Source organism: Pseudomonas sp. (genome assembly GCF_035512415.1).
Taxonomy (GTDB): Bacteria; Pseudomonadota; Gammaproteobacteria; order Pseudomonadales; family Pseudomonadaceae; genus Aquipseudomonas.
This window is the reverse complement of the sequence record NZ_DATKDZ010000012.1, coordinates 15,824-37,036: the sequence shown is the minus strand read 5'-3', so window position 1 is coordinate 37,036 and position 21,213 is coordinate 15,824. Positions and strand designations below refer to the sequence as shown.

Here is a 21,213-nt window from a genome sequence, read left to right as displayed (position 1 = left end):
GGCATAAAAAAACCGGCCACTAGGGCCGGCTTCTTATGCAGCAGCGACGCAGATCAGCGTACGCCCGCCTGGCGCAGGGCCGCTGGGGTGTAATCGCTTTCTTTTGCCGGGTAGTCGAACTCGTAAGCACTCTTCTCTTCGTTCTTCATACCCAGAGCCAGGTAACGACCGGACAGCAGGTCGTACAGGGTCTCTACGCTGTACCACGGTACTTGCTTGTCGTAGTAGTACTGGGCATGGGCTTCGGCTACGCGCCACAGGGTACCGCGACCGTCGTAATGGTCGATCTGCGCGGCCTGCCAGGTATCTTCGTCGAGGAAGAAGTCACGCTTGGCATAGATATGTCGCTCGCCCGATTTCAGGGTCGCGGTCACATGCCAGACGCGGTGCAGCTCATAACGGGTCAGGTCCTGGTTGATATGGCCAGCCTTGATGATCTCGTCATACTTGAGCTTCGGCGAGTCCAGACGGTAGCTGTTGTAAGGAATGTAGATGTCCTTCTTGCCGTTCAACTTCCACTCGTAACGGTCAGGTGCACCGTTGTACATGTCGAAGTTGTCGGAAGTGCGCAGACCATCAGCGGCGGTACCCGGACCATCATAGGACACCTGCGGCGCGCGACGTACGCGACGCTGGCCGGCGTTGTACAGCCACGCCAGACGCGGCTCCTTGACCTGGTTGAGGGTCTCGTGCACCAGCAGCACGTTACCGGCCAGACGCGACGGCGCGGTTACCCGCTGCTTGAAGTAGAACAGCACGTTGCTCGGCTTGCTGGTATCGGCATCCTTGAGCGCACCACGGAAGGTGAACTCGTCCTGGAAGTAAACCATGCTGTAGGAACCGTTTGGCTGCGGAGTCGCCTGGGTTACCAGACGCTTGACGCTGCCGCCGCGATAGCGGGTGATGTGGTTCCAGATCGCTTCCAGACCGTCCTTGGGAATCGGGAACGGAATGGCCTGCTCGAAGTTCTCCAGACCGTTACCGCCCTCGACCATCTTGGTATTGGAGGCGTTACGCATGGCCGCTTCCAGTACGAAGTCAGGCATGCCGGCCGAACGGTGAGTCGGGAACACCGGCATCCTGTAGCTTTCCGGATAACGCTTGAACAGCGCCAGCTGACCCGGGGTCAACTTGTCCTTGTACTGCTCCGCGTTGGCCGCGGTGATGGTGAACAACGGTTGCTCACTGGCGAACGGATCCGACAGGAAGCCAGCCGCATCGGCAGTACCGGCAGACTTTGGCAGGCCGCCGGTCCAGGCCGGGATCGAGCCATCGGCGTTACCGCCCATTTCCGCACCAACCGGCGTCAGGCTTTTGCCCAGCTTGGCGGCTTCGTCCGAGGACACCGCAGCCATTACGCTGCAGGCCATCAGCGACAATGCCAACACACCGGTTTGCAGCAGGTTTTTTGTTGTTTTCATCTGCATATTCTTCCTCAAAATTCCTGTCTGCTTAGAAGTTCACGCCAAAGCTGAGCGCAACGAAATCGCGATCGATGTTGGTGTTGTATTCGCCACCGAAGAAATCGGTGTAGGAAAGGCTGGCGGTATAGGTGTTCTGGTATTCGGCATCCAGACCCAGGCTGATGGCCTTGTTGCCTTCGTTGAAGGTCGGACCGTAGCCATCGACGTCATGCGACCAGGACACGTTCGGCTTGAGGTTTACACCGGCAAACACGTCGTTGTAATCGAGGATTGCGCGAGCGCGGTAGCCCCAGGACGTGGTGGTGTAGAAGCCCTTGCTGTTGCACTCGTCCGGGTTGGCCGGGTTGGCAATGGCAGTACACAGAGTGTTGGTCGGGAACTCGCCGGCACCGAATTCAGGTGCACGACCGAAACGCAGTTCGTTCTTGCCCAGGTTGCTGACATGGGAATAACCAACTTCGCCCACCAGGGTCAGACGCGACGCCCCCATGACTTGGTCGACAAACTGGGTAACGGTAACCTGCGCTTGGGTCAATGGCTTCCGCACATAACCCTTCAGCTCTTCGCCCGGACCAAAGGCCGCATGGCCACTGGTGTAGACCGGCAGGTTGGTATTGACGCCCAAAGCCTGTGCCAAACCGCCCTGGGCAACAGCAGCGAGGGTCAGGTCGGTGGTATTGATCTGCATCGGCATATTCGGCCGATAGCTCAGTTCACCAGCAACCGAGGCAGCACCCACCGTGGTGGAGAAGCTGACGCCGTGCAGGCGAATATCTTCCGGATATTCCAGGTAGTACTTGGCGAACATTTCGCCCGTGCTTGGATCTTCTACCGAGTTAGGCAGCAGGAACACGCTTTGACCGGCGGTATAGGACAGGCTCGGCGTACGGCTATGGTAGTTCATGGTGTAGAAACCGAACTCGGTGTCCAACTCCTGCGAGAACCAGCGCAGGGCGATACCGTACTGGCCGCTATCGCGGGCATCACGATCGCCGGAACGGCCCAAATAACGATAACCCGGACTGCCAGGACCACCGGCGTCGCTACCGGCAACGGCCAAGCGGTCGTCACAGCCGTCGGCCAGCACATCAAGGGCGAAGAAGGTTCCGCAGTTATCGACGATCGTCTGGTCCCACTCGAGCTGGTAGAACACTTCAGCGGAGAGGTTGTCGGTCAGGCTCTGGGCCACATAGAACATATTGACCGGGATCAGACCCTCTTTGATCTCGGCACCCGGGCGACGGAAGGAGGCCACGTCGACAGGGTTGATCGAGTTGATCGAGTTCTGAATAAAGGTACTTTCACCCCAGCTCACAACCTGACGACCAGCGCGGACCGAGCCCGGCAGATCGCCAATCGAATAGTTGTGGTAGACAAAGGCATCGAGAATCTGAGCGCCGGACGACTGCGCGCCTTCCTTGCGGTTGCTGTCGCTGATGTCGTACAGCTGACGACTTTCGTCCTTCAGCTCGAAGTCGTACCAGTACTTGCCACGGACGAAGACGCCGGTATCGCCGTACTTCAATTCGAGGTCATGGATACCCTTGAAGATCTTCGAGAAGGTTTCGCCGCGTTTGAAGTTCTGGCGGCCATCGTCGCCGGTTTGCGAGGAGGCCTTACCGCCGTTACGGGTACCGATCAGATCAGGATCGGCACCGCGTACCGACCAGCTTGCGCCGACCGACATGGACGAGTCGAGTTGGCCTTCGATTTCGCCAATATTAAAAGTAACGCCGAACGCTGGTGCGGCGAGGGTGGATGCTAGGCTGACGGCCAGTGGCAATTTTGCCAGGCGCCAGGTTTGCTTTGTCTTTGTCATCGACGCTACTCCATGTGTTTTTTGTTATGGATGGTGCGAACTATAGCCAGCGGGTGGTACTGCTTGATCCCTCGAAAGTGTGATTTGCAGCCCCCAGGCACTCTGGCTCGCAGGTTTCGGCCGGTTGGCCACTCTCTGCAACAGCAAGAATGGCCTGAGTACAGCAATTAGCAAGCCAAACGCTTGTTTGACTAATCAGTCACTAACGTACGCCCTGGTTCTCGCCAAACAGCGCCGCGCCAAACCGCCGAATAAAACGACAAGTTACAGACGCCGGTTACTCGGCAGCCCAGTTAAAACGCCCGTTTCAGATCCACACGCTGGCCGGACAGGGCAATTGCCGCACCCGGCGCACCCATCTTAAAGAGTGGATAAAAAAGCACTACCGGCGGCCTGCCACTGGACGATATCCAGGCGAATGCGTTTCTTGTCCAGCTTGCCGACACTGGTCTTGGGAATTTCGGTAACAAGCGCGATCTGGGTCGGTATCGCCCACTTGTTGATACTGCCCTGCTCGACAAAAGGCTTGAGGTGATCCTTCAGGCCCTTGGCATCCAGGCTCTGGCCTTCGCGCAGCACCAGCAGGGCAAAGGGCCGCTCGCCCCACTGCGGATCGACCACGCCGACCACCGCAACTTCACGCACGGCCGGGTGACGGCTGATCAGGTCTTCCAGCTCAAGGGAGGAAATCCACTCCCCGCCGGTCTTGATCACATCCTTGATGCGGTCGCGGATGTCGATAAAGCTGAAGTCGTCGATGGTGGCGACATCGCCCGTGTGCAGCCAGCCGTGCTGCCACAGCTCCGCGCCCTTCTCCGGCTCGCGGAAATAACCCTGGGTCAGCCAAGGCGCACGCAGCACCAGCTCACCCTGGCTTTCGCCATCGGCCGGCAACAGGCTGCCGTCGGGTCCCATGATCGCCGCCTCCACCAGCGGCACTGGCACCCCGGCCTTGATCCGGTAAGTGGTGCGTTCGTCTTCGCTACCGGCGAGCATCTCGTCGTTGATATGGGCGCAGGAAATCAGCGGGCAGGTTTCCGACATGCCATAGGCCGCGGTCAGTTGAATACCACGGGCCTTGGCTGCCTCGTACAACGAACGATTCAGCGCACTGCCGCCGATAATCAGCTTCAGGCCGCCAAAGTCATAATCCTGGGCGCTGGGCGCGCCCATCACCATCTGCAGAATGGTCGGCACGCAATGGGAAAAGGTTACCTTCTCCTCGCGAATCAGCCGGCACAGCATGTCCGGCTCGTAACGGCCCGGGTAGACCTGCTTGACCCCGAGCATGGTGGCCACATAAGGGATGCCCCAGGCATGCACGTGGAACATCGGGGTGATCGGCATATACACATCGTTGGTGCCGAGCAGACGGATGCTGTCCAGGCTACCGAGCACACTGGCTTCGGCTAGAGTGTGCAGCACCAGCTGGCGATGGCTGAAATACACGCCCTTGGGGTTACCGGTAGTGCCGGTGGTGTAGAAGGTGGTGGCCACCGAGTTTTCGTCGAAATCCTCAAACGCGTAGCTCGCACTGGCCGCGGCCAACAGCGTCTCGTACTCGCCGACCAGATTGGGCAGTTCGGCGGTTTTATCGGCCGCATCGGTGAGCAGAATGGTCTTCTCCACCGTGGTCAGCTGGCTTTCGATGCCCTTGTAGAGCGGCACGAACTCGCTGTTGACCAGCACGAATTTATCTTCGGCATGGTTCATGGTGTAGAGAATCTGATCGGCCGAGAGGCGGATATTGATGGTGTGCAGCACCGCACCGAGCATCGGGATGGCGAACATGCACTCCAGGTAACGGTGACTGTCCCAATCCATCACCGCCACGGTATCACCGGCCTTGACCCCGGCTTCGCTCAGTACATTAGCCAGGCGGGCGATACGCTCGTTGAGGGTGGCGTAGCTGTAACGCAGCTGATCGCGGTAGACGATCTCGCGGGTTTTCTCATAGCGACTGCCGGAGAGCAGCAGGCGCTTGATCAGCAAGGGAGCTTGGTGAGCATTCTCAGCGGGCGCAATCACGCGGGTCTGCAGCATGGCGGTACCTTTCTGGTTTTTTTAAGTGCCGTCAATCTAGAGCCCTGGCGACCCGACAAAATCAGCCCAAAGAATGATTTTTTGCGTGACTGCCAAGCCACTTTCGGTCACAGCAGAGGATTGCCAGCACCGCGCGTGGTTATGGCGGCCTGCTAGATACCAATAAAGTCCAGCGACTTGCCGACCTTGCGCCAGAAGCTGCGCTGCATGCGCTCGGTCTCGCCGCTGGCGGCAATCCGCTCGAGAGGCTGCACTTCGCGGGTCGCCGCGATCTCGGCGGTGGCCGCTGCCGCGGACACCAGCTGCAGCGGGCCATCACCCTGCCCTGGGGCCTGCTGACTAACGGCCGGTGGATTGAGCTCGTCGTAACGCAGGTAGTAGGTGCCGCCCGCCTCGGCATCCAGGGCAAAACTGGCAATCAGGGTAAAGTCCAGCGGGCCATCAGCCAGCAGGGACCAGTAGGTGCCAAACAGCGGCCGGCGCATCTCCAGCTTGTAACTGGCAACGTCGAACTCCAGCACCAAGTGGCCATTGCTCGGCAGGCTGCCGATCAGCTGGTTGTTGAGAAACAGCGCCGGGGCCTCCAGCTCCTGATCGGCCCAGTCGCTTTGCGGGCGGTAAAGGTAAACCAGGGCGTGCTTGTCGTCGCTGAGTCGGTGCTCGCGAAAGGGCTCGCCCTGGGTTTTGCCAAAGAACGCACCAGGCGTCGAGCAGCCACTCAGCGCAACCGTTAACAGCAAGGCAAAAAGACTAAGACCGCGCATCGCCAGCACCCTTATTAGATTTGTTGACCGAGCATAGCCGCGAGATCAGCCGACCACACCCGACAAAAGTGCGGGTCAGCGCCGACGGTCGAGCAAGTTCACTGCCAGCCTGTCCAGCCAGCCCCACAGGCGTTGCTGCACACGTCGCCAGAAAGGCCGCGCGCGCCAATCCTCCAGGGTGACCTGCTGGCTAACGGCGAAATCCGCCTGAAAACTCGCCGCCACGCTGGCGGTCAAACCGGGTTCCAGGGCTTCGAGGTTGGCATCGAGGTTGAAGCGCAGGTTCCAGTGATCGAAGTTGCAGGAGCCGAGGCTAACCCAGTCATCCACCAGCACCATCTTCAGGTGCAAAAAACGCGGCTGGTATTCGAAGATCTGCACACCAGCCTTGAGCAAGCCTGGGTAATAGCGCTGGCCGGCAAAACGTATCGGCGGATGGTCGGTATGCCGACCGCTGAGCAGCAGACGCACTTCGACACCCCGAGAGGCCGCCTTGCGCAAGGCCCGACGGACTTTCCAGGTCGGCAGAAAATAGGGGGTCGCCAGCCAGATGCGCTGCTTGGCCCCGTGCAGCGCGCGTACCAGCGACAGGAGGATATCGCGATGCTGCAGGGCGTCGGCAAAGGCGACCCGCCCCAGGCCCTGCCCCGCCGGCGGTATGGGCACCAGCGGTTTGACCCCCAGAGGCACACGCGGTCGCCAGGCGACCCGGGCCTGACAGGCTAGCCACTGACGCTCGAACAGCTGCAACCAGTCGGCCACCAGCGGGCCGCTGATTTCAACCATCGCCTCGTGCCAGCGGCTGGCCTGCTCACCCGGGGTCCAGAACTCGTCGGTGGCCCCGGTGCCGCCGACAAAGGCGAATTGCCCATCGACCAGCAACAGCTTGCGGTGATCACGATGAAAGTTGCGCAGCCCGTGTTTCCAGTGCACCGGGTTGTACCAGTGCAGCTGCACCCCGGCCTCGAGTAAACGACGGCGCTCGGCCTGGTGCAGGCCCTGTGCGCCAAAGGCATCGAACAGACAGCGCACGGCCACCCCACGCTGCGCTGCGGCGCACAGTACGTCGAGCAGCGCCGTAGCGCAGGCACCGCTTTCGACCAGATACAGCTCCAGCGCTACCTGCCGTTGCGCGCCCGCAATCAGCTCCAGCATGCGTGGAAAGAACCGTTCGCCATCAAGCAGCAACGCAAAGCGATTGCCCTGCCGCCAGGGAAAGATGTTATGGGGCATGGACACAGACGCATAAGCAAACAGGGCTGGGCATTACGCCTCCAGCAGCGGATTGAGCTGCCACCATAGCCATCTGGCCGCGCCTTGCAAGCCCCGACAGTGGCGGCGATGCGCTCAGGGCAGCGGCGCGGCCAGCGGTAGCAACTGGCAACCCTGGCGCGCCCCCAGCCACTGGGCCGTCTGGCTGCTACCCAGGCCGCGGGCGGTGACCCGTTTGTGCTCTACATCATCGAACAGATCACTGAGCGGCACGTACTGCTCGACATAGCCCAGGCAGTAGTCGGCCGGCTGCTGGCTGACATAGCGGCAGGAGCAATATTCCTTGGCCGAATAGGCCCCGATGATCCCGGGAAAGGCCTGCAGGTGTGCGCGGTTGAGCCAGGCCCAGGCCGCGAGCAGGAGCATGATCAGTATCAGCAGGGTGCGTAGCGGGCGACGGCGGATCATGGCTGCACCTCGGGGGCAAAGGCCGCCTGCACCAGTTTGAGCAGCTGGTTGTGCTGGAAGCTGGCATCGCGGTCATCGGCGTAGCGCACGATCACCAGTTTTTCCCGCGGCAATATATACAGGCCCTGACCCCAGTGGCCGAGGGCGGCGAAGGTCTCGCCCGGCGCATCCGGCCAGGGCTTGCGCGCTCCGGCCACGGCGGCGTTGAGCCACCAGTGGCCGCCCGGCACGGCATCGCCGGGCTTGCTGGTCTCGGGCCGGTAGTTGGCAAAGGGCGTGCGGTTGAATTCGACCCAGGCTTTGGGCAGCAACTGCTGCTCCCGCCAACGGCCGTCGCGCTGCATCAGCAGGCCGACGCGAGCCAGGTCGCGAGCGTTCATATAGAGGTAGGAGGAGCCGACAAAGGTGCCCGCGGCGTCGCGTTCCCACACCGCCGACTGGATGCCCAGGGGCTCGAACAGTGCGGTCCATGGATAGTCGGCATAGGCCTCGGCCCCGACCATGCCGCGCAGCGCTGCCGCCAGCACGTTGCTGTCGCCGCTGGAGTAGCGAAAACGCGCGCCGGGCTCGGCGTCCGCAGCATGGGCGGCGGTAAAGGCAGCCATATCGCTGCGCCCGCGAGTGTAGAGCATGGCCACCACCGAGGACTTCAGCGGCGCGTACTCGTAGTCTTCCTGCCAGGCCAGGCCCGAGGCCCAGTTGAGCAAATGGCCGAGCTTGATCTCGGGGTGCGCGGCAAAGGGCGGGTAATACGCGGCCGCCGGCTGATCCAGACGAAACAGCCCCTGCCCGTAGGCCACGCCCAGGGTGCTGGCCAGCAGGCTCTTGGCCATGGACCAGGTCAGGTGCGGCGTGGCGGCTGTGGTCGGCGCGGCATAACGCTCATACACCAGCACACCGTCGCGGATCACCAGCAGGGCATCGCTGCGTACGCCGCTGCGGGTGGTGTCATCTCGGGCTGGGAAGGTATAGCTTTCCAGGGCGCTGAGGGCCGCGCTGGACGGTGCTGGCTCGCTCGCCCAATGCGCATCGGGCCAACTTTGCGCCCAGGCCATGCTGCCGGAAAGAGCAAAACTGCAAGCCAGGGCCCAGCGCGTACAGCCATGGAAAAAGGACATAGAACCGCCTGCAGAATCGTCGAAGGCGGCACCCTAGCACGCCATCGATGACGCTAAAAAGCATCAGAAGCACCTGTTGCCGGACTTAACCTATTTCGGCAGGCGGTAATCCTCTGGGCCCATCAGGTCCATGCCGCATTCGAGGTTCTCGATCCAGTAGAGGAAGGCATTGATCATCTCCGCGCCGACAAAGGGTCGGCCGTGCTGCGGCACGATCATCGCCACATCCATCTCGCGAACCATGGCCGCCCAGAGTCGGCAGATCTTGTTGCTGCCCATATAGCGGCGGTGAAAACCGAGCATATTCGGTACATGGTTGATGAAGTCGCTCACCGGGCTGGCGTCGTCCACCAGGGAGGCCCCCATATCGCCGGAAAACAGGATCTTGCTGATCGGGTCATACAGCTGGAAGTTGCCCACCGAGTGCAGAAAATGCGCCGGCACGGCTTTCAGCGTGCACTTGCCCAGGGCGAAGGATTGGCCACCGTCCGGCAGGGCGATGATCCGATCGAAGGTGTTGATGCCACGACTCAGCGCCAGGTAGTTAGCCGTCAGGTGCGGCAGAAAACGCGCCCACAGCTTGGAGCAGATGACCTTGGCGCGGGTATGCAGCAGCCATTTGTCCAGGGAGGCAATGATGTCCGGGTCCTGGTGCGAGGCGAAGATATAGGTCAGGTCCTGCACCGGGATGTGTTTGGACAGCTCCAACGACAGCGGCGTATAGGTCAGGTCGCCGCCCGGATCGAGCAGCAGGTATTGTTCGTGGTCGGTGATCAGGAACTGGTTGGACTGCACCCCTTCGCCGCTGACCAGGTCATCGAACATCATGCATTGGTGGTGGCCGTTGTCGAACAGAATGATGGGTTCGCGTCGCATGGCAAGTTCCCCTTGGAAAGCCCGCGAGCCTACCAGCACCGGGGCCCGCGCTTACTGATCTGGGTCAAACCAGCGAGGCATGCGCGATCTGTAGGCCGGATGAAATCCGGGAGCGGTTCGGCAGGCTAGGTATTGCCCGGATTGCATCCGGGCTACTGCGCGTTACAGGGTTATACCGAGCAGCGTCAGGGCCTTTTCCAGGCGTTTCTTGCGTGCGCCGCCGGCAATCGACAGCAAGCCCTGATCGCGCTGCCAGAGCTGCGCCCAGTGCACATCGCCTGCCGCAAAGGCGCTATCGAGCTCGGCACGCAGGCTGTCGAACTGGGCAAACAGGCCGGCCAGCATCAGGTGACCGTCGGCAGAGCTTGGGCATTGCCGCGCCACTTCCGCACAGCCGGCGAGCAGACCGAGCAGGCGCAGTTGCAGGGCCTGCGGCCACGCAGAATCCTGGCCCACGCCAAACAGCCAGGCCGCCAGCGCCGCCAGCACATAAGTGTCTTCCAGAGTGCGGAAGGGTTTCACGTAATCATCCCAGCCATCGCCGGGCAATCGCTCGCAATGCGCGCCCTGCAAATGCAGACGTCCATGGCTGATCTCCGGCATCAGCGGCAACGCCGGCAATGTCTCGATACGCACGCCCGGTGCGCCATTGCGCACCACACCCAGGGCCAGTTGCACCGGCGCTCCGGCGGTCTCCTCGCGGGCGGCGACCAGCAACCAGTCGGCAGCTTCGGCGGCGGTGACAAAATCCTTGCGGCCATCGAGGCTCAGTGCGCTGATTCGCGTACTCATATCCGCCGGCCGGGTGCTGCGGTTCTCGGTCACGCACAGCGCGCCCAGGGTCCAGGGCGCGGCCGGCCAGAGTGCGCGCAACGCGCCCTGGTAACCGGCGATAAACGCCAGTCCCGGCGTCGCCGCCAGGCGTCCGCCAAGCAAGACCAGCTGCAACGGGGTCGGGTTGCCGATGCGTTCCAGCAGGCTGGCGTACCAAGCCTCCATATCTGCCACAGGCAGACGCGCTTGCGGGCTCAACAACTGTTGCCAGGGCATGCATTGCTCCTTGTTGGGGTTAGCGAAGTCGCTGTCACACAAGCATCACCAAAGATTCACGGAGGTGACACCGCCGCTACCTAGCCTGAGCTTGCCCAACAAGATCGACCGGCTGCAAGGCAAAAAGCTGGCTAACGGAGATACGGCATGACCCAGATGGCAATCACCCGCGACCGCACTACCCCAGCTCGTCGCCTGCAGGCCGAGCGCTTACACGGCGCTGCCGCCCTGCGCGAAGCACAGGCGCTGCGCTTTCGCGTATTCAGTGCCGAATTCGATGCCAAGCTCAAGGGTGCCGAACTGGGCCTGGACATGGATGATTACGACATTCACTGCCAACACATCGGCGTGCGTGACCTCAACAGCGGTGAGCTGGTGGCCACTACCCGCCTGCTCGACCACCGCGCTGCCGCCAGCCTGGGGCGTTTCTACAGCGAAGAAGAATTTAGCCTGCACGGCCTGCCGCACCTCGAAGGGCCGGTGCTGGAAATCGGCCGCACCTGCGTCGACGCCGCCTACCGCAACGGCGCGACCATCGCCGTGCTCTGGGGCGAGCTGGCCGAGGTGCTCAACGAAGGCGGTTATCGCTACTTGATGGGTTGCGCCAGCATCTCCATGCAGGACGGCGGCATCCAGGCCCAGGCGATCATGCAGCGCCTACGCGAACGCTACCTGTGCACCGAGCATCTGCGCGCCGAACCGAAAACCCCGCTGCCGGCGCTGGATGTGCCGAGCAACGTGATCGCCGAGATGCCACCGCTGCTCAAGGCCTATATGCGCCTGGGCGCGAAGATCTGCGGCGAGCCATGCTGGGACCAGGACTTCCAGGTCGCCGACGTGTTTATCCTGCTCAAGCGCGATGAGCTCTGCCCGCGCTATGCACGGCACTTCAAAGCCGCCGTGTAGGGTGGGTGCAACCCGCCACCGAGCAGCGCCGCTAGCCGTACGGGTTGCTCTTACCGCCGTCAGCCTGTAGACAGTGCCGGCGTTTGTGTCTTTGCATGCGGAAGGGCTCGATGAAGAAATTGCGTTTATACCTGCGCCTGGCGCGCCTGCTGGCGGTGATCAGCCTCGGCACCCTGCTGGCGGCGGGTATCACTCCGCTGGAACGGCTAGTCCGGCACGACCTGATGCCAACCCGCCAGCGCCTGACCCGCTGGTTTCTCGCGCGCCTGGCTGCGGCCCTGCCGTTTCGCCTGCAGGTACAGGGCGAGCTGCCGCGTCAGCCGATGCTGTGGGTCAGCAATCACGTGTCCTGGACTGATATTCCGCTACTCGGCATGCTCACCCCGCTGTCCTTTCTGTCCAAGGCCGAGGTGCGCACCTGGCCCGTGGCCGGCTGGCTCGCGCACAAGGCCGGCACCCTGTTTATCCGCCGTGGATCGAGCGACAGCAACCTGCTTAACCAGCAGCTGGGTCGGCATTTGCAGCTCGGGCGTAACCTGCTGATCTTCCCCGAAGGCACCACCACCGACGGCCTCGGCCTGCGCACTTTTCACGGCCGCCTGCTAAGCAGCGCCATCGACACCGGCGTGTATGTGCAACCGGTGGCCATCCGTTACCTGCGCGGCGGCAAGCCCTGCAGCGTGGCCCCCTTTATCGGCGATGACGACATGCTCTCGCACCTGCTGCGCCTGCTTGACAGCGAGCTGAGCGAAGTGCAAATCCAGCTGCTGACGCCGATTGCCAGCAGCGATCTGAATCGCAATGCCCTGGCCCGCGCAGCCCACCAGGCGATCAGCCACGCGCTGTTTGGTGCAGCAGCCGCAACTGAAACAGCAAGGACGGAAACAGAAAGCCAGGCGGCCTAACCGGCAAGCCCACGCTCGCGAGCAACGAAGTCCTGTAGTTCGGGATAGAACTGGCGAAAATCCTCCAACAGCGGCTGATACAACCGCTCCAGCTCCCCCAGGCCGCCTATCAGCAAGCCGGGCCGCGACAGCCGTCGGTCGATCCCCGCCACCACCTGTTCCAGCACGGCGAACTCGCGGTAACTGCCCAGCCAATCCTGTGCGGCCATGCGCGGTGCGATCAGCGCCAGGCGCTCGGGCAAGCGTGGTTCGGCGGCCAGCACCTGATAGACCCGCCCGGTAAAGCGCGGCAGTGGCTCGGCGGCATAGTCGGCCCAGTGCAGCGCCAGGCAGTGATCGAAAAACACATCCAGCAAGATCCCGCTATAGCGCCGCCGCTCGACGGCAAAGCGCGCCCGCGCCTGCAATTGCAGCGGGTGGCTGTCGGTGAATACATCGATGCGTCGGTGCAGGCGGATCGCCGCTTCGATATCCGCCGGCCACTGCCCAGCCAGCGGCCCTTTGACGAAATCGCCATACAGGCTGCCCAGCAGTTGCGCCGGCGCGTCGCCGCCCAGGTGTAGATGCGCGAGGTAGTTCATGGCCACAGCTTACACATCAGCACGCGTGATGAAGACTATCGCCACGAACGATCTGTATATCGCCAACAACCGATATAAGGTTCGCCCCATCGCGATATGACGTTACAGCACACAGAGAACGCCCCTATGCAACTCGACATTGACGAGGTCATCAAGGCCCTGGCCCACCCGGTGAGGCGCGACATTCTGCACTGGCTGAAAGACCCCCAGGCCTATTTCGCCGACCAGGACCATTCGCTGGAAAACGGCGTCTGCGCCGGCAAGATCGACCAGCGCATCGGGCTGTCGCAATCGACGGTGTCCGCGCACCTGGCGACCTTGCAGCGCGCCGGTCTGATCAGCAGCAAGAAGGTCGGCCAGTGGCACTTCTTCAAGCGCAATGAAGAGACCATCCAGGCGTTTCTCAACCATATCAGCCAAGCGCTCTAGCCATTTTTAGTCAGCCTCACCATAAAGGAAGCTCACCCATGACCACGCTTTTCGACCCTATTCAGATCGGCGACCTGCAACTCAACAACCGCATCATCATGGCCCCGCTGACCCGCTGCCGCGCCGATGAAGGCCGTGTGCCCAACGCACTGATGGCCGAGTACTACGTACAGCGCGCCAGCGCCGGGCTGATTATCAGCGAAGCCACCGCCGTGACCCCGATGGGCGTCGGCTACCCGGACACCCCCGGCATCTGGTCGGATGCGCAAGTGCGCGGCTGGAGCAATATCACCAAGGCGGTGCACGCAGCCGGCAGCAAGATCGTTCTGCAGCTGTGGCATGTGGGGCGCATTTCCGACCCGGTGTACCTGAATGGCGAACTGCCGGTGGCTCCTAGCGCCATCCAGCCAGCAGGCCACGTCAGCCTGGTGCGGCCGATGAAGGATTACGTCACCCCGCGCGCCCTGGCTACCGAGGAAATCGCCGACATCGTCGAGGCCTATCGCCAAGGCGCGGAAAACGCCAAGGCCGCTGGTTTTGACGGTGTGGAAATCCACGGCGCGAACGGCTACCTGCCCGACCAGTTCCTGCAGAGCAGCACCAACCAGCGCACCGACCGCTACGGCGGCAACCTGGAAAACCGCGCGCGCCTGCTGCTGGAGGTCACCGATGCGGCAATTGAAGTCTGGGGCGCTGGCCGCGTTGGCGTACACCTGTCGCCACGGGCCGACCTCCACGACATGGGCGACGCCAACCGCGCCGAGACCTTCACCTACGTGGCGCAGGAACTGGGCAAACGCGGCATCGCCTTTATCTGCGCCCGTGAGCAGGAAGCCGACGACAGCCTGTCGCCAAGCCTGAAAGAAGCCTTCGGCGGCGTATTTATCGCCAACGAGCGTTTCACCAAAGACCAGGCCAATGCCTGGCTGGCTGAAGGCAAGGCCGATGCGGTGGCCTTCGGCGTGCCGTTTATCGCCAACCCGGACCTGCCCGCGCGCCTGGCGCAGGACGCCGAGCTGAACGCGCCGCACCCGGAAACCTTCTACAGCCAAGGCCCGGTCGGCTATCTCGACTACCCAACGCTGTAACCTGACGCGACATAGACGCAGCTCTTCTGCCGGAGAGGGACTTTAGCCGCGATAGGGTTAGCAAAAGCTCGCCGCTGAAGCGCCTCCCACAGAGTTTTTCCCGCGCCTATGCGGGGTTTAACCACCGCAAACAAAGAAGCCCGCCAATTGGCGGGCTTCTTTGTTTACGCCTAACTCAGCGCGCGTCGATCTGCTGCTGCAGATTCTGCACCTGAGCCTGCAGGGTGCTGATATTGCGGGTCATCTGCGCACGGAAAGCATCGAACTCGGCGGTATTGCTGCTGGCCGCCGGGCGGGTTTCCAGGTCACTCTTGAGCACCAGAATGTCCTGCTCCAGGCGGGAGATGGCCTGGTTGGGGTTGCCGATCTTCTTCAAGGCCTCAACCTCGCCGCTCAGGCTCTTGAACTGAGCGTCGAACTTGCTGGTATCGACCAGCGCCGTCTGCAATTTCGCTTGCTGGCCTTTCAGTGTGGCCTGCTCACTGCCCAGGGTTTTCAGGCTGCTCTCGAATTTCCCGGTGACACCCTGCTGGCTTTTCAGCTCGGCCGCCAACTGTTCGATCTGCTTGCCCTGGCCGCTCTGCTGGCCGGCCACGGCCTGCTGCTGCTTGCTCAGCTCGACCAGCTTGCTTTCCAGTTGCTTGACCTGCAACTTGAGCGCTTCGCTGCCGCTGGTAACGCTGGACTCGGTGGCCACCACCTTGCCGGAAATATCCTGAATGCGCCCAGCCGCTTCCTCACTGATACGGGCGAAGCTTTCCTGGGTGGCAACCAGTTGCTGCTCCATCAGCTTGATCTGCTGGAAGCTCCACCAGCCCAAACCGCCGAGGGCGATCATCAGCGCGCCGACCAGGGCCCAGAGTGGCCCGGTGCTGGCGCTTTTAACCGGTGCCGCACGGCTATAGGCCGCAGGCGCTGCGGCGGGTTCGTGGTGATCGGCGGCGAAATCGTCGTGATCGCGCACGCCGGCCCTCAGGCTGGGCACATGATCGAGTTCGTCGTGGGCATCGTTACGCATGGGTCAACCTTCAAGAAAGTGCTAATGGCGCGAAATGCCGCGCAGTATAACGGCTAGGGTCTGTTGCCGTTTCGTCGCGAGCCACGTTGCTGCGAAAAATCTCGCCAGGCTAGGCGTAGGACGCAGGTAATGGTGTCCCCTTGCCAAGTCCTACAACACCGCATGGCGAGATTTTCCGCGCAACCCGAAGGGCCGGGCCAGTTTTAGCGCGATGCTGCGTTTCTCGACACTCATTTGGAACAACCAAACTTCGTGTCTCGTGCCTTGCCTCGCACTAAAACTGGCTCCGGCGCGGCCGCGAGCGAAACGGCAACAGACCCTACCGGCCCCGCTTCAGCGTTGCGCAACACAGGTGCAATACGCACCGACGAAGGGCGCAATAGCCCACGGCTGCGGCCTGCAGACCACGAAATTCGCGTTTTTGTGAACTGGTACAAGCTTTGCATTTACCCCATTGCGACATTTACCCGCGGTTTCGCGACAAGACGAACCCGGAGCAGGCACAACCACCAGGGGAAGGCATATGGAACTGAACAAAGCAGTTTTGGATTGCATGCAGGCTTTACGCCGCAGGTTGCGCGAAGAACAGGCCGTGGATATTCGCCTGAGCCAACCGGACGCGATCAACGCCATGCTCAGTGCCTGCCTCGACTCCAGCGACGAACAGACCCGGCAACTCGGCCAGCGCCTGGCAGAGCTCAGCGACAACCCCTTCAACACCGCCCCGCAGGCCCCGGCCCCACGCATGCAGGCCGGTCACCCGCTGCTGCTGGAGGCCGCCCATGTGGCCAACAGCGGCTCGGTACGCATCTATCGTGGCCAACGGGTCTACGCCTGAGGCCAGGTCTCAAGTGGGCTGGCGAACCTGCCACCACTGGCAGAACTCATCCAGCGCGGTCCACAGATCGACCCTGGGCTGATAGTTCAGATAGTGCTGGGCACGGCTGATATCCAGGGAGAAATCCTTGGCCATCACCACCACCCCGAGGCGAAACAGGCTGGGTTCCGGACGCCCGGGCAACAGCCGGCACAGTCCCTCGTTAAGCGCGGCCGCACCATAGGCCAGGGGATAAGGCAGATGACGGCTGACCGGCGGTAGATCGAGCCGCTGCAGCACGTAATTGACCGCCTCCCAAAGCAGCACCGGCTCGCCATTGCTGATGTTGTATACCTGCCCGAGCGCCGGCCCCGTCGCTTGCAGCGCGCTCAGCAAGGCCGCGGTGAGGTTGTCCACGCTGGTGAAATCGACCCGGTTGCGACCATTGCCGATGATCGCCAGGCGGCCCTTGCGCTGCATATTAATCAGGCGCGGAAAGATGCTGGTATCCCCCGCGCCGGTGACGAAGCGCGGGCGCAGGGCCAACACCTCCAGGCCACGGGCCTGGGCGGCGAACACCCGCTGCTCGGCCAGATACTTGGTCTTGCCGTAGTGGTCGGAGAAACGCCGGGGCAGCTGTTCTTCCTTGAGCCCGACATGGGCCTGGCCATCGAAATACACCGAAGGCGAAGACAGGTGCACCAGACGGCGCACGCCCTGTTCGACGCAGGCGTCGATCAGGTTCTCGGTAACGCCAACATTGGCCTGATAGAAATGCTCGTAGCTGCCCCATACTCCCACCGCACCCGCGCAATGCACCACCGCCTCGACATCGCGACACAGCTGCCGCGCCAGCGCAGGGTCGGCCAGATCGCCCTGGACGAATTCGCCACCACGCTCGCGCAGCGCCTGCATACCTTCGGCGCGTCGCCCATTGACCCGCACCTCCAGGCCCTGCGTCAGGGCAAAATCGGCAAAACGCCCACCGATAAAGCCGCTGGCCCCGGTTACCAGAATCTTCATTACCGTCCCCTGTACTCAAGCCCTTGCCCACTCTAGCAGCGTCCGCTGCGGCCGCTCGTGACCTTGCCGGCCAGAACAGCGACTCCTGGCACCCGCGTCAAACCAACGGCAACGGCCGTAGCGGCTAAGCTGTCAGCGCAAACAACCTACCAAGGAGTACAGGATGGCCAGCAACTGGATGATTTACGGAGCCAACGGTTACACCGGCCACCTGCTGGCCAGCGAAGCCAAGCGCCAGGGCCTCACGCCCATTCTGGCTGGGCGCAACCCGGCGGCGGTGCATGCCCTGGGCAGCCTGCTCGGCCTGGAGTGCCGGGTGTTCGACATCCATCAGCCTGAGCGGGCCCGCGAGGCGCTGGCCGACATCGCCGTGGTCGCCCACTGCGCCGGACCGTTTTCCGCCACCAGCGCGCCAATGCTCGACGCCTGCCTGGCCAGCAACACCCACTATGTGGATATCACCGGCGAGATCGGCGTGTTCGAGGCGGCCCACCGCCGCGATGCCCAGGCCCGCGAACTGGGCCTGGTGGTGTGCCCCGGCGTAGGTTTCGATGTCATCCCCAGCGACTGCCTGGCCGCCTGCCTGCATCAGGCCATGCCGGATGCCACGCACCTGGCCCTGGGCTTCGACAGTGGCAGCGGGCTGTCGCCCGGTACGGCAAAAACCTCGGTGGAAGGCCTCAAGTTTGGCGGCAAGGTGCGCCGCGCCGGGGTTATCACCGACGTGCCGCTGGGTTACAAGCGCCGCGCGATCAACTTCGGCCGCGGAGAAAAACCGGCGGTGACCATCCCCTGGGGCGATGTCTCGACCGCTTACCATTCCACCGGCATCGACAATATCGAGGTCTACCTGCCCGCCCCTACTACCGTGGCCCTGCTGATGCGGCTGATCGACCCGCTACGCCCCCTGCTCGGCCTGGACGGGGTGCAGAACTGGCTCAAGGCGCTGATCAGCAAACGCGTTCAGGGCCCCGACGCCGCCACCCGCGAGCGCCAGCGCACCTGGTTGTGGGGCGAAGTACGCAATGCCGCCGGCGAGGTAAGAAGTGCACGCCTGGAAACTGCCAACGGCTATGACGTCACCGTGCACGGAGCGCTGCTGGCGGTCCGTCACCTGCTCGACTACCAGGGCCCCGGCGGCTACTTCACCCCATCCAGGCTGCTCGGCGAGCGCTGCGTCGAGCAACTGCCGGGCTCGGGCAAAGTGCTGATCTCCTGAGCCCTGGCTTCAGTGCAGCGTCACCAGACACGCGGCAGTCGCCTGGCAGAGGTGGCGGGTCAACTCACCGAGCAACTCGCCGCCGTTGCGCCAGTGGTGCCAGTACAGCGGCACATCCAGGGTTCTTTCCGGCTGCAGTTCGACCAGGCTGCCGCGGGCCAGCTCGGCCTGCACCTGCAACTCGGGCATCAGCCCCCAGCCGAAGCCGGCCTCGGCCAGGCGCACAAAGCCCTCTGACGAGGGGCAGAGATGGTGAAGAAAACCGCCCTCAACGCCCAGGGCAGACAGGTAACGGTGCTGCAGCTGATCGTCAGGGCCATAGACAATAGCGGGGGCCTGCGCCAGTGCCGCCGCCGTCACTCCCCGGGGAAAGTGCCGGGCGACAAAGCCCGGGCTGGCCAGGGCGCGGTAACGCATCCCGCCCAGCAGTACGGCCCTCGCGCCCGCCACCGGACGCTCGCTGGCGCAGACACAGGCTGCCACCTCGCCGGCACGCATGCGCTTGAGGCCGACATCCTGATCCTCCACCACCAGGTCCAGGAGCAAACGCTGGCGAGCGCAGAACTCGCCCACCGCCGCCGCCCACCAGGTCGCCAGGCTGTCGGCGTTGAGGGCGATACGCAGCCGCTCGGGCAGGCCGCCCTCATCCAGCGCCGGCACCTGCCCCTGCAGATCGCGCTCCAGCAAACGCACCTGCTGCACATGGTTGAGTAGGCGCTGACCGACCTCGGTGGCCACCGGCGGCGTGGCGCGCAACAACACCGGCTGACCCACCCGCGCCTCAAGCAGCTTGATCCGCTGCGACACCGCCGACTGTGACAACCCCAGCACCTGGGCCGCCCGTTCGAAACCGGCCTGCTCCACCACGGCCGCCAGGGCGGCAAGCAATTTGTAGTCGAACAAATCAGTTCTCCTAATGAGTCATCAGCAAGATTGGTTTTTCTTATACAGCCAAGCACAACAAACTGGCCACCAGCAAAAGGAGAACAACCATGTGGCAAAGCTATTTAAATGGATTACTGATCGCCGCCGGCCTGATCATCGCCCTCGGCGCGCAGAATGCCTTTGTACTGGCGCAAAGCCTGCGCCGCGAGCATCACCTGCCGGTGGCGTTGCTCTGTGTGGTCTGCGATGCCCTGCTGGTCACTGCCGGCGTGTTCGGCCTGGCTGCCGTACTGGCGCAGAACCCGGTTCTGCTGGGCGTGGCACGCTGGGGTGGCGCGGCCTTTCTGCTCTGGTATGGCGCTCAGGCACTGCTGCGGGCCTGCCGGCCCCAGGCCCTGAACGAGGTGGCCCAGAGCGGACCGCGTTCACGTCGGGCGGTGTTGCTGGCGGCCCTGGCCGTCACCCTGCTCAACCCGCACGTCTACCTGGACACCGTGCTGCTGATCGGCTCACTCGGCGCGCAGCAGCCGGTGCCCGGTGCCTATGCCCTGGGCGCGGCCAGCGCTTCATTAATGTGGTTCTTCTGCCTGGCCCTCGGCGCAGCCTGGCTTGCCCCCTGGCTGGCGCGCCCAAGCACTTGGCGCTTTATCGATCTGGGTGTGGCACTGATGATGTTCAGCATTGCCTGGCAGCTGCTGAGCAACCCCGGCATGCTCTAAAACGGCCCTGAAGCAACACGCCGGGGGTCGTTTCCCACACAGTTGGCGCGTGTTTAAGGCGCAGGGCCAGTGCTATGATCCAAGGCTTGCGGCGCAAAGAGATAACTCACGCCGCTTATTTATGGCCGCCCGTGATCGGCTTCGCGCACACCGCACCTGACCTGATTAGGAGATAGACAATGGCTTTCGAATTGCCGCCGCTGCCCTACGCACATGACGCCCTGCAGCCGCACATTTCCAAGGAAACCTTGGAATTCCACCACGACAAGCACCACAACACCTACGTCGTGAACCTGAACAACCTGGTACCTGGCACCGAGTTCGAAGGCAAAACCCTGGAAGAGATCGTCAAGACCTCCTCGGGCGGCATCTTCAATAACGCTGCGCAGGTCTGGAATCACACCTTCTACTGGAACTGCCTGGCCCCTAACGCCGGTGGCCAGCCGACCGGTGCCCTGGCTGACGCGATCAACGCCGCCTTCGGTTCCTTCGACAAGTTCAAGGAAGAGTTCAGCAAGGTTTCCATCGGCACCTTCGGTTCCGGCTGGGGCTGGCTGGTGAAGAAGGCTGACGGTTCCCTGGCTCTGGCCAGCACCATCGGTGCCGGCTGCCCGCTGACCAGCGGCGACACCCCGCTGCTGACCTGCGACGTTTGGGAACACGCCTACTACATCGACTACCGCAACATGCGTCCGAAGTACGTCGAGGCGTTCTGGAACCTGGTTAACTGGGACTTCGTAGCGAAAAACTACGCCGCCTAAGCACCACGTTACAGCCTGAAAACCCGGCCATCTGGCCGGGTTTTCACGTATAGGGCTAAGGATTTCCCCGTCATAACCCCGCCACCCA

At 62.7% G+C, this 21,213-nt stretch carries 21 protein-coding genes; 8 read left to right on the top strand and 13 right to left on the bottom strand.

The window, feature by feature from the left end; translation table 11 throughout:
- Positions 1-53: 53 nt before the first annotated feature.
- The 9 genes from VMP31_RS05525 to VMP31_RS05485 form a co-directional block, all read right to left on the bottom strand.
- Complete coding sequence (locus VMP31_RS05525) at positions 54-1,421, bottom strand: DUF1329 domain-containing protein (protein WP_325504900.1); 1,368 nt, start codon at positions 1,419-1,421, stop codon at positions 54-56.
- Between the two features lie 31 nt (positions 1,422-1,452).
- A complete protein-coding gene (locus tag VMP31_RS05520) occupies positions 1,453-3,243 on the bottom strand; it encodes a DUF1302 domain-containing protein (protein ID WP_325504898.1) in 1,791 nt (596 codons plus the stop codon).
- 360 nt (positions 3,244-3,603) lie between these two features.
- On the bottom strand, positions 3,604-5,286 hold the full coding sequence (locus VMP31_RS05515; protein WP_325504897.1) for a fatty acid--CoA ligase: 1,683 nt from the start codon (positions 5,284-5,286) through the stop codon (positions 3,604-3,606).
- Positions 5,287-5,438: 152 nt separating this feature from the next.
- Positions 5,439-6,050 carry a DUF2846 domain-containing protein gene (locus VMP31_RS05510; protein WP_325504895.1) on the bottom strand — a complete coding sequence of 204 codons (612 nt, stop codon included), beginning with the start codon at positions 6,048-6,050 and terminating at the stop codon, positions 5,439-5,441.
- A gap of 75 nt (positions 6,051-6,125) precedes the next feature.
- Entirely contained in the window at positions 6,126-7,283 is a 1,158-nt protein-coding gene (locus VMP31_RS05505) for a phosphatidylserine/phosphatidylglycerophosphate/cardiolipin synthase family protein (protein WP_325504893.1), read from the bottom strand.
- 114 nt (positions 7,284-7,397) lie between these two features.
- A complete protein-coding gene (locus VMP31_RS05500) occupies positions 7,398-7,730 on the bottom strand; it encodes an amidase (RefSeq protein ID WP_325504891.1) in 333 nt (110 codons plus the stop codon).
- Positions 7,727-8,785, bottom strand: coding sequence for a serine hydrolase (locus VMP31_RS05495; RefSeq protein WP_325504925.1), 1,059 nt, complete (start codon positions 8,783-8,785; stop codon positions 7,727-7,729). Before VMP31_RS05495 ends, VMP31_RS05500 begins: the two co-directional genes overlap by 4 nt.
- A 153-nt stretch (positions 8,786-8,938) precedes the next feature.
- Entirely contained in the window at positions 8,939-9,724 is a 786-nt protein-coding gene (locus tag VMP31_RS05490) for an MBL fold metallo-hydrolase (RefSeq protein WP_325504889.1), read from the bottom strand.
- A gap of 162 nt (positions 9,725-9,886) precedes the next feature.
- Entirely contained in the window at positions 9,887-10,774 is an 888-nt protein-coding gene (locus tag VMP31_RS05485) for an acyl-CoA dehydrogenase (RefSeq protein WP_325504888.1), read from the bottom strand.
- A gap of 147 nt (positions 10,775-10,921) precedes the next feature.
- Between VMP31_RS05485 and olsB the strand changes: the two genes are divergently transcribed.
- Together olsB and VMP31_RS05475 are read left to right on the top strand one after the other, a co-directional pair.
- Positions 10,922-11,680 carry an L-ornithine N(alpha)-acyltransferase gene (olsB, locus tag VMP31_RS05480; protein WP_090249004.1) on the top strand — a complete coding sequence of 253 codons (759 nt, stop codon included), beginning with the start codon at positions 10,922-10,924 and terminating at the stop codon, positions 11,678-11,680.
- Positions 11,681-11,790: 110 nt separating this feature from the next.
- Positions 11,791-12,585: a lysophospholipid acyltransferase family protein gene (locus tag VMP31_RS05475; protein WP_325504887.1), complete on the top strand. Its 795-nt coding sequence runs from the start codon at positions 11,791-11,793 to the stop codon at positions 12,583-12,585.
- Here VMP31_RS05475 and VMP31_RS05470 read toward each other — a convergent pair.
- Positions 12,582-13,166: an ACP phosphodiesterase gene (locus tag VMP31_RS05470; RefSeq protein ID WP_325504885.1), complete on the bottom strand. Its 585-nt coding sequence runs from the start codon at positions 13,164-13,166 to the stop codon at positions 12,582-12,584. The genes VMP31_RS05475 and VMP31_RS05470 overlap by 4 nt on opposite strands.
- Before the next feature lie 126 nt (positions 13,167-13,292).
- On the opposite strand from VMP31_RS05470, the gene VMP31_RS05465 reads away from it, so the two are divergent.
- On the top strand, positions 13,293-13,595 hold the full coding sequence (locus VMP31_RS05465; RefSeq protein WP_325504883.1) for a helix-turn-helix transcriptional regulator: 303 nt from the start codon (positions 13,293-13,295) through the stop codon (positions 13,593-13,595).
- Between the two features lie 38 nt (positions 13,596-13,633).
- Positions 13,634-14,683, top strand: coding sequence for an alkene reductase (locus VMP31_RS05460; RefSeq protein WP_325504881.1), 1,050 nt, complete (start codon positions 13,634-13,636; stop codon positions 14,681-14,683).
- Between the two features lie 175 nt (positions 14,684-14,858).
- Here the strand turns inward: VMP31_RS05460 and VMP31_RS05455 are convergent, their stop codons facing one another.
- The gene (locus VMP31_RS05455) at positions 14,859-15,701 is read right to left on the bottom strand and encodes an ATPase (protein WP_325504879.1); all 843 of its coding nucleotides are present in this window, start codon (positions 15,699-15,701) and stop codon (positions 14,859-14,861) included.
- A 523-nt stretch (positions 15,702-16,224) separates the two neighbouring features.
- On the opposite strand from VMP31_RS05455, the gene VMP31_RS05450 reads away from it, so the two are divergent.
- Positions 16,225-16,539, top strand: a complete 315-nt coding sequence (locus VMP31_RS05450) for a hypothetical protein (RefSeq protein WP_325504877.1) — start codon at positions 16,225-16,227, stop codon at positions 16,537-16,539.
- Between the two features lie 9 nt (positions 16,540-16,548).
- Here the strand turns inward: VMP31_RS05450 and VMP31_RS05445 are convergent, their stop codons facing one another.
- Positions 16,549-17,541, bottom strand: coding sequence for an NAD-dependent epimerase/dehydratase family protein (locus tag VMP31_RS05445; protein ID WP_325504875.1), 993 nt, complete (start codon positions 17,539-17,541; stop codon positions 16,549-16,551).
- Positions 17,542-17,704: 163 nt separating this feature from the next.
- Here VMP31_RS05445 and VMP31_RS05440 point away from each other — a divergent pair, with 163 nt between their 5' ends.
- Positions 17,705-18,760: a saccharopine dehydrogenase family protein gene (locus VMP31_RS05440; RefSeq protein ID WP_325504873.1), complete on the top strand. Its 1,056-nt coding sequence runs from the start codon at positions 17,705-17,707 to the stop codon at positions 18,758-18,760.
- Positions 18,761-18,769: 9 nt separating this feature from the next.
- On the opposite strand, the gene VMP31_RS05435 is transcribed toward VMP31_RS05440, so the two are convergent.
- Entirely contained in the window at positions 18,770-19,663 is an 894-nt protein-coding gene (locus VMP31_RS05435) for a LysR family transcriptional regulator ArgP (RefSeq protein WP_325504871.1), read from the bottom strand.
- Positions 19,664-19,752: 89 nt separating this feature from the next.
- On the opposite strand from VMP31_RS05435, the gene VMP31_RS05430 reads away from it, so the two are divergent.
- Together VMP31_RS05430 and VMP31_RS05425 are read left to right on the top strand one after the other, a co-directional pair.
- Complete coding sequence (locus VMP31_RS05430; protein WP_325504869.1) at positions 19,753-20,364, top strand: LysE/ArgO family amino acid transporter; 612 nt, start codon at positions 19,753-19,755, stop codon at positions 20,362-20,364.
- A 179-nt stretch (positions 20,365-20,543) separates the two neighbouring features.
- Complete coding sequence (locus VMP31_RS05425; protein WP_167142437.1) at positions 20,544-21,125, top strand: superoxide dismutase; 582 nt, start codon at positions 20,544-20,546, stop codon at positions 21,123-21,125.
- The last annotated feature ends 88 nt before the right edge of the window (positions 21,126-21,213 follow it).

Coding starts and splice junctions, on each gene's coding strand:
- olsB (WP_090249004.1), top strand. CDS start 10,922: ATGACCCAGATGGCAATCACCCGCGACCGCACTACCCCAGCTCGTCGC.
- VMP31_RS05440 (WP_325504873.1), top strand. CDS start 17,705: ATGGCCAGCAACTGGATGATTTACGGAGCCAACGGTTACACCGGCCAC.
- VMP31_RS05430 (WP_325504869.1), top strand. CDS start 19,753: ATGTGGCAAAGCTATTTAAATGGATTACTGATCGCCGCCGGCCTGATC.
- VMP31_RS05460 (WP_325504881.1), top strand. CDS start 13,634: ATGACCACGCTTTTCGACCCTATTCAGATCGGCGACCTGCAACTCAAC.
- VMP31_RS05495 (WP_325504925.1), bottom strand. CDS start 8,785: ATGGCCTGGGCGCAAAGTTGGCCCGATGCGCATTGGGCGAGCGAGCCA.
- VMP31_RS05525 (WP_325504900.1), bottom strand. CDS start 1,421: ATGAAAACAACAAAAAACCTGCTGCAAACCGGTGTGTTGGCATTGTCG.
- VMP31_RS05515 (WP_325504897.1), bottom strand. CDS start 5,286: ATGCTGCAGACCCGCGTGATTGCGCCCGCTGAGAATGCTCACCAAGCT.
- VMP31_RS05465 (WP_325504883.1), top strand. CDS start 13,293: ATGCAACTCGACATTGACGAGGTCATCAAGGCCCTGGCCCACCCGGTG.
- VMP31_RS05490 (WP_325504889.1), bottom strand. CDS start 9,724: ATGCGACGCGAACCCATCATTCTGTTCGACAACGGCCACCACCAATGC.
- VMP31_RS05445 (WP_325504875.1), bottom strand. CDS start 17,541: ATGAAGATTCTGGTAACCGGGGCCAGCGGCTTTATCGGTGGGCGTTTT.
- VMP31_RS05500 (WP_325504891.1), bottom strand. CDS start 7,730: ATGATCCGCCGTCGCCCGCTACGCACCCTGCTGATACTGATCATGCTC.
- VMP31_RS05455 (WP_325504879.1), bottom strand. CDS start 15,701: ATGCGTAACGATGCCCACGACGAACTCGATCATGTGCCCAGCCTGAGG.
- VMP31_RS05510 (WP_325504895.1), bottom strand. CDS start 6,050: ATGCGCGGTCTTAGTCTTTTTGCCTTGCTGTTAACGGTTGCGCTGAGT.
- VMP31_RS05505 (WP_325504893.1), bottom strand. CDS start 7,283: ATGCCCCATAACATCTTTCCCTGGCGGCAGGGCAATCGCTTTGCGTTG.
- VMP31_RS05475 (WP_325504887.1), top strand. CDS start 11,791: ATGAAGAAATTGCGTTTATACCTGCGCCTGGCGCGCCTGCTGGCGGTG.
- VMP31_RS05425 (WP_167142437.1), top strand. CDS start 20,544: ATGGCTTTCGAATTGCCGCCGCTGCCCTACGCACATGACGCCCTGCAG.
- VMP31_RS05470 (WP_325504885.1), bottom strand. CDS start 13,166: ATGAACTACCTCGCGCATCTACACCTGGGCGGCGACGCGCCGGCGCAA.
- VMP31_RS05520 (WP_325504898.1), bottom strand. CDS start 3,243: ATGACAAAGACAAAGCAAACCTGGCGCCTGGCAAAATTGCCACTGGCC.
- VMP31_RS05485 (WP_325504888.1), bottom strand. CDS start 10,774: ATGCCCTGGCAACAGTTGTTGAGCCCGCAAGCGCGTCTGCCTGTGGCA.
- VMP31_RS05450 (WP_325504877.1), top strand. CDS start 16,225: ATGGAACTGAACAAAGCAGTTTTGGATTGCATGCAGGCTTTACGCCGC.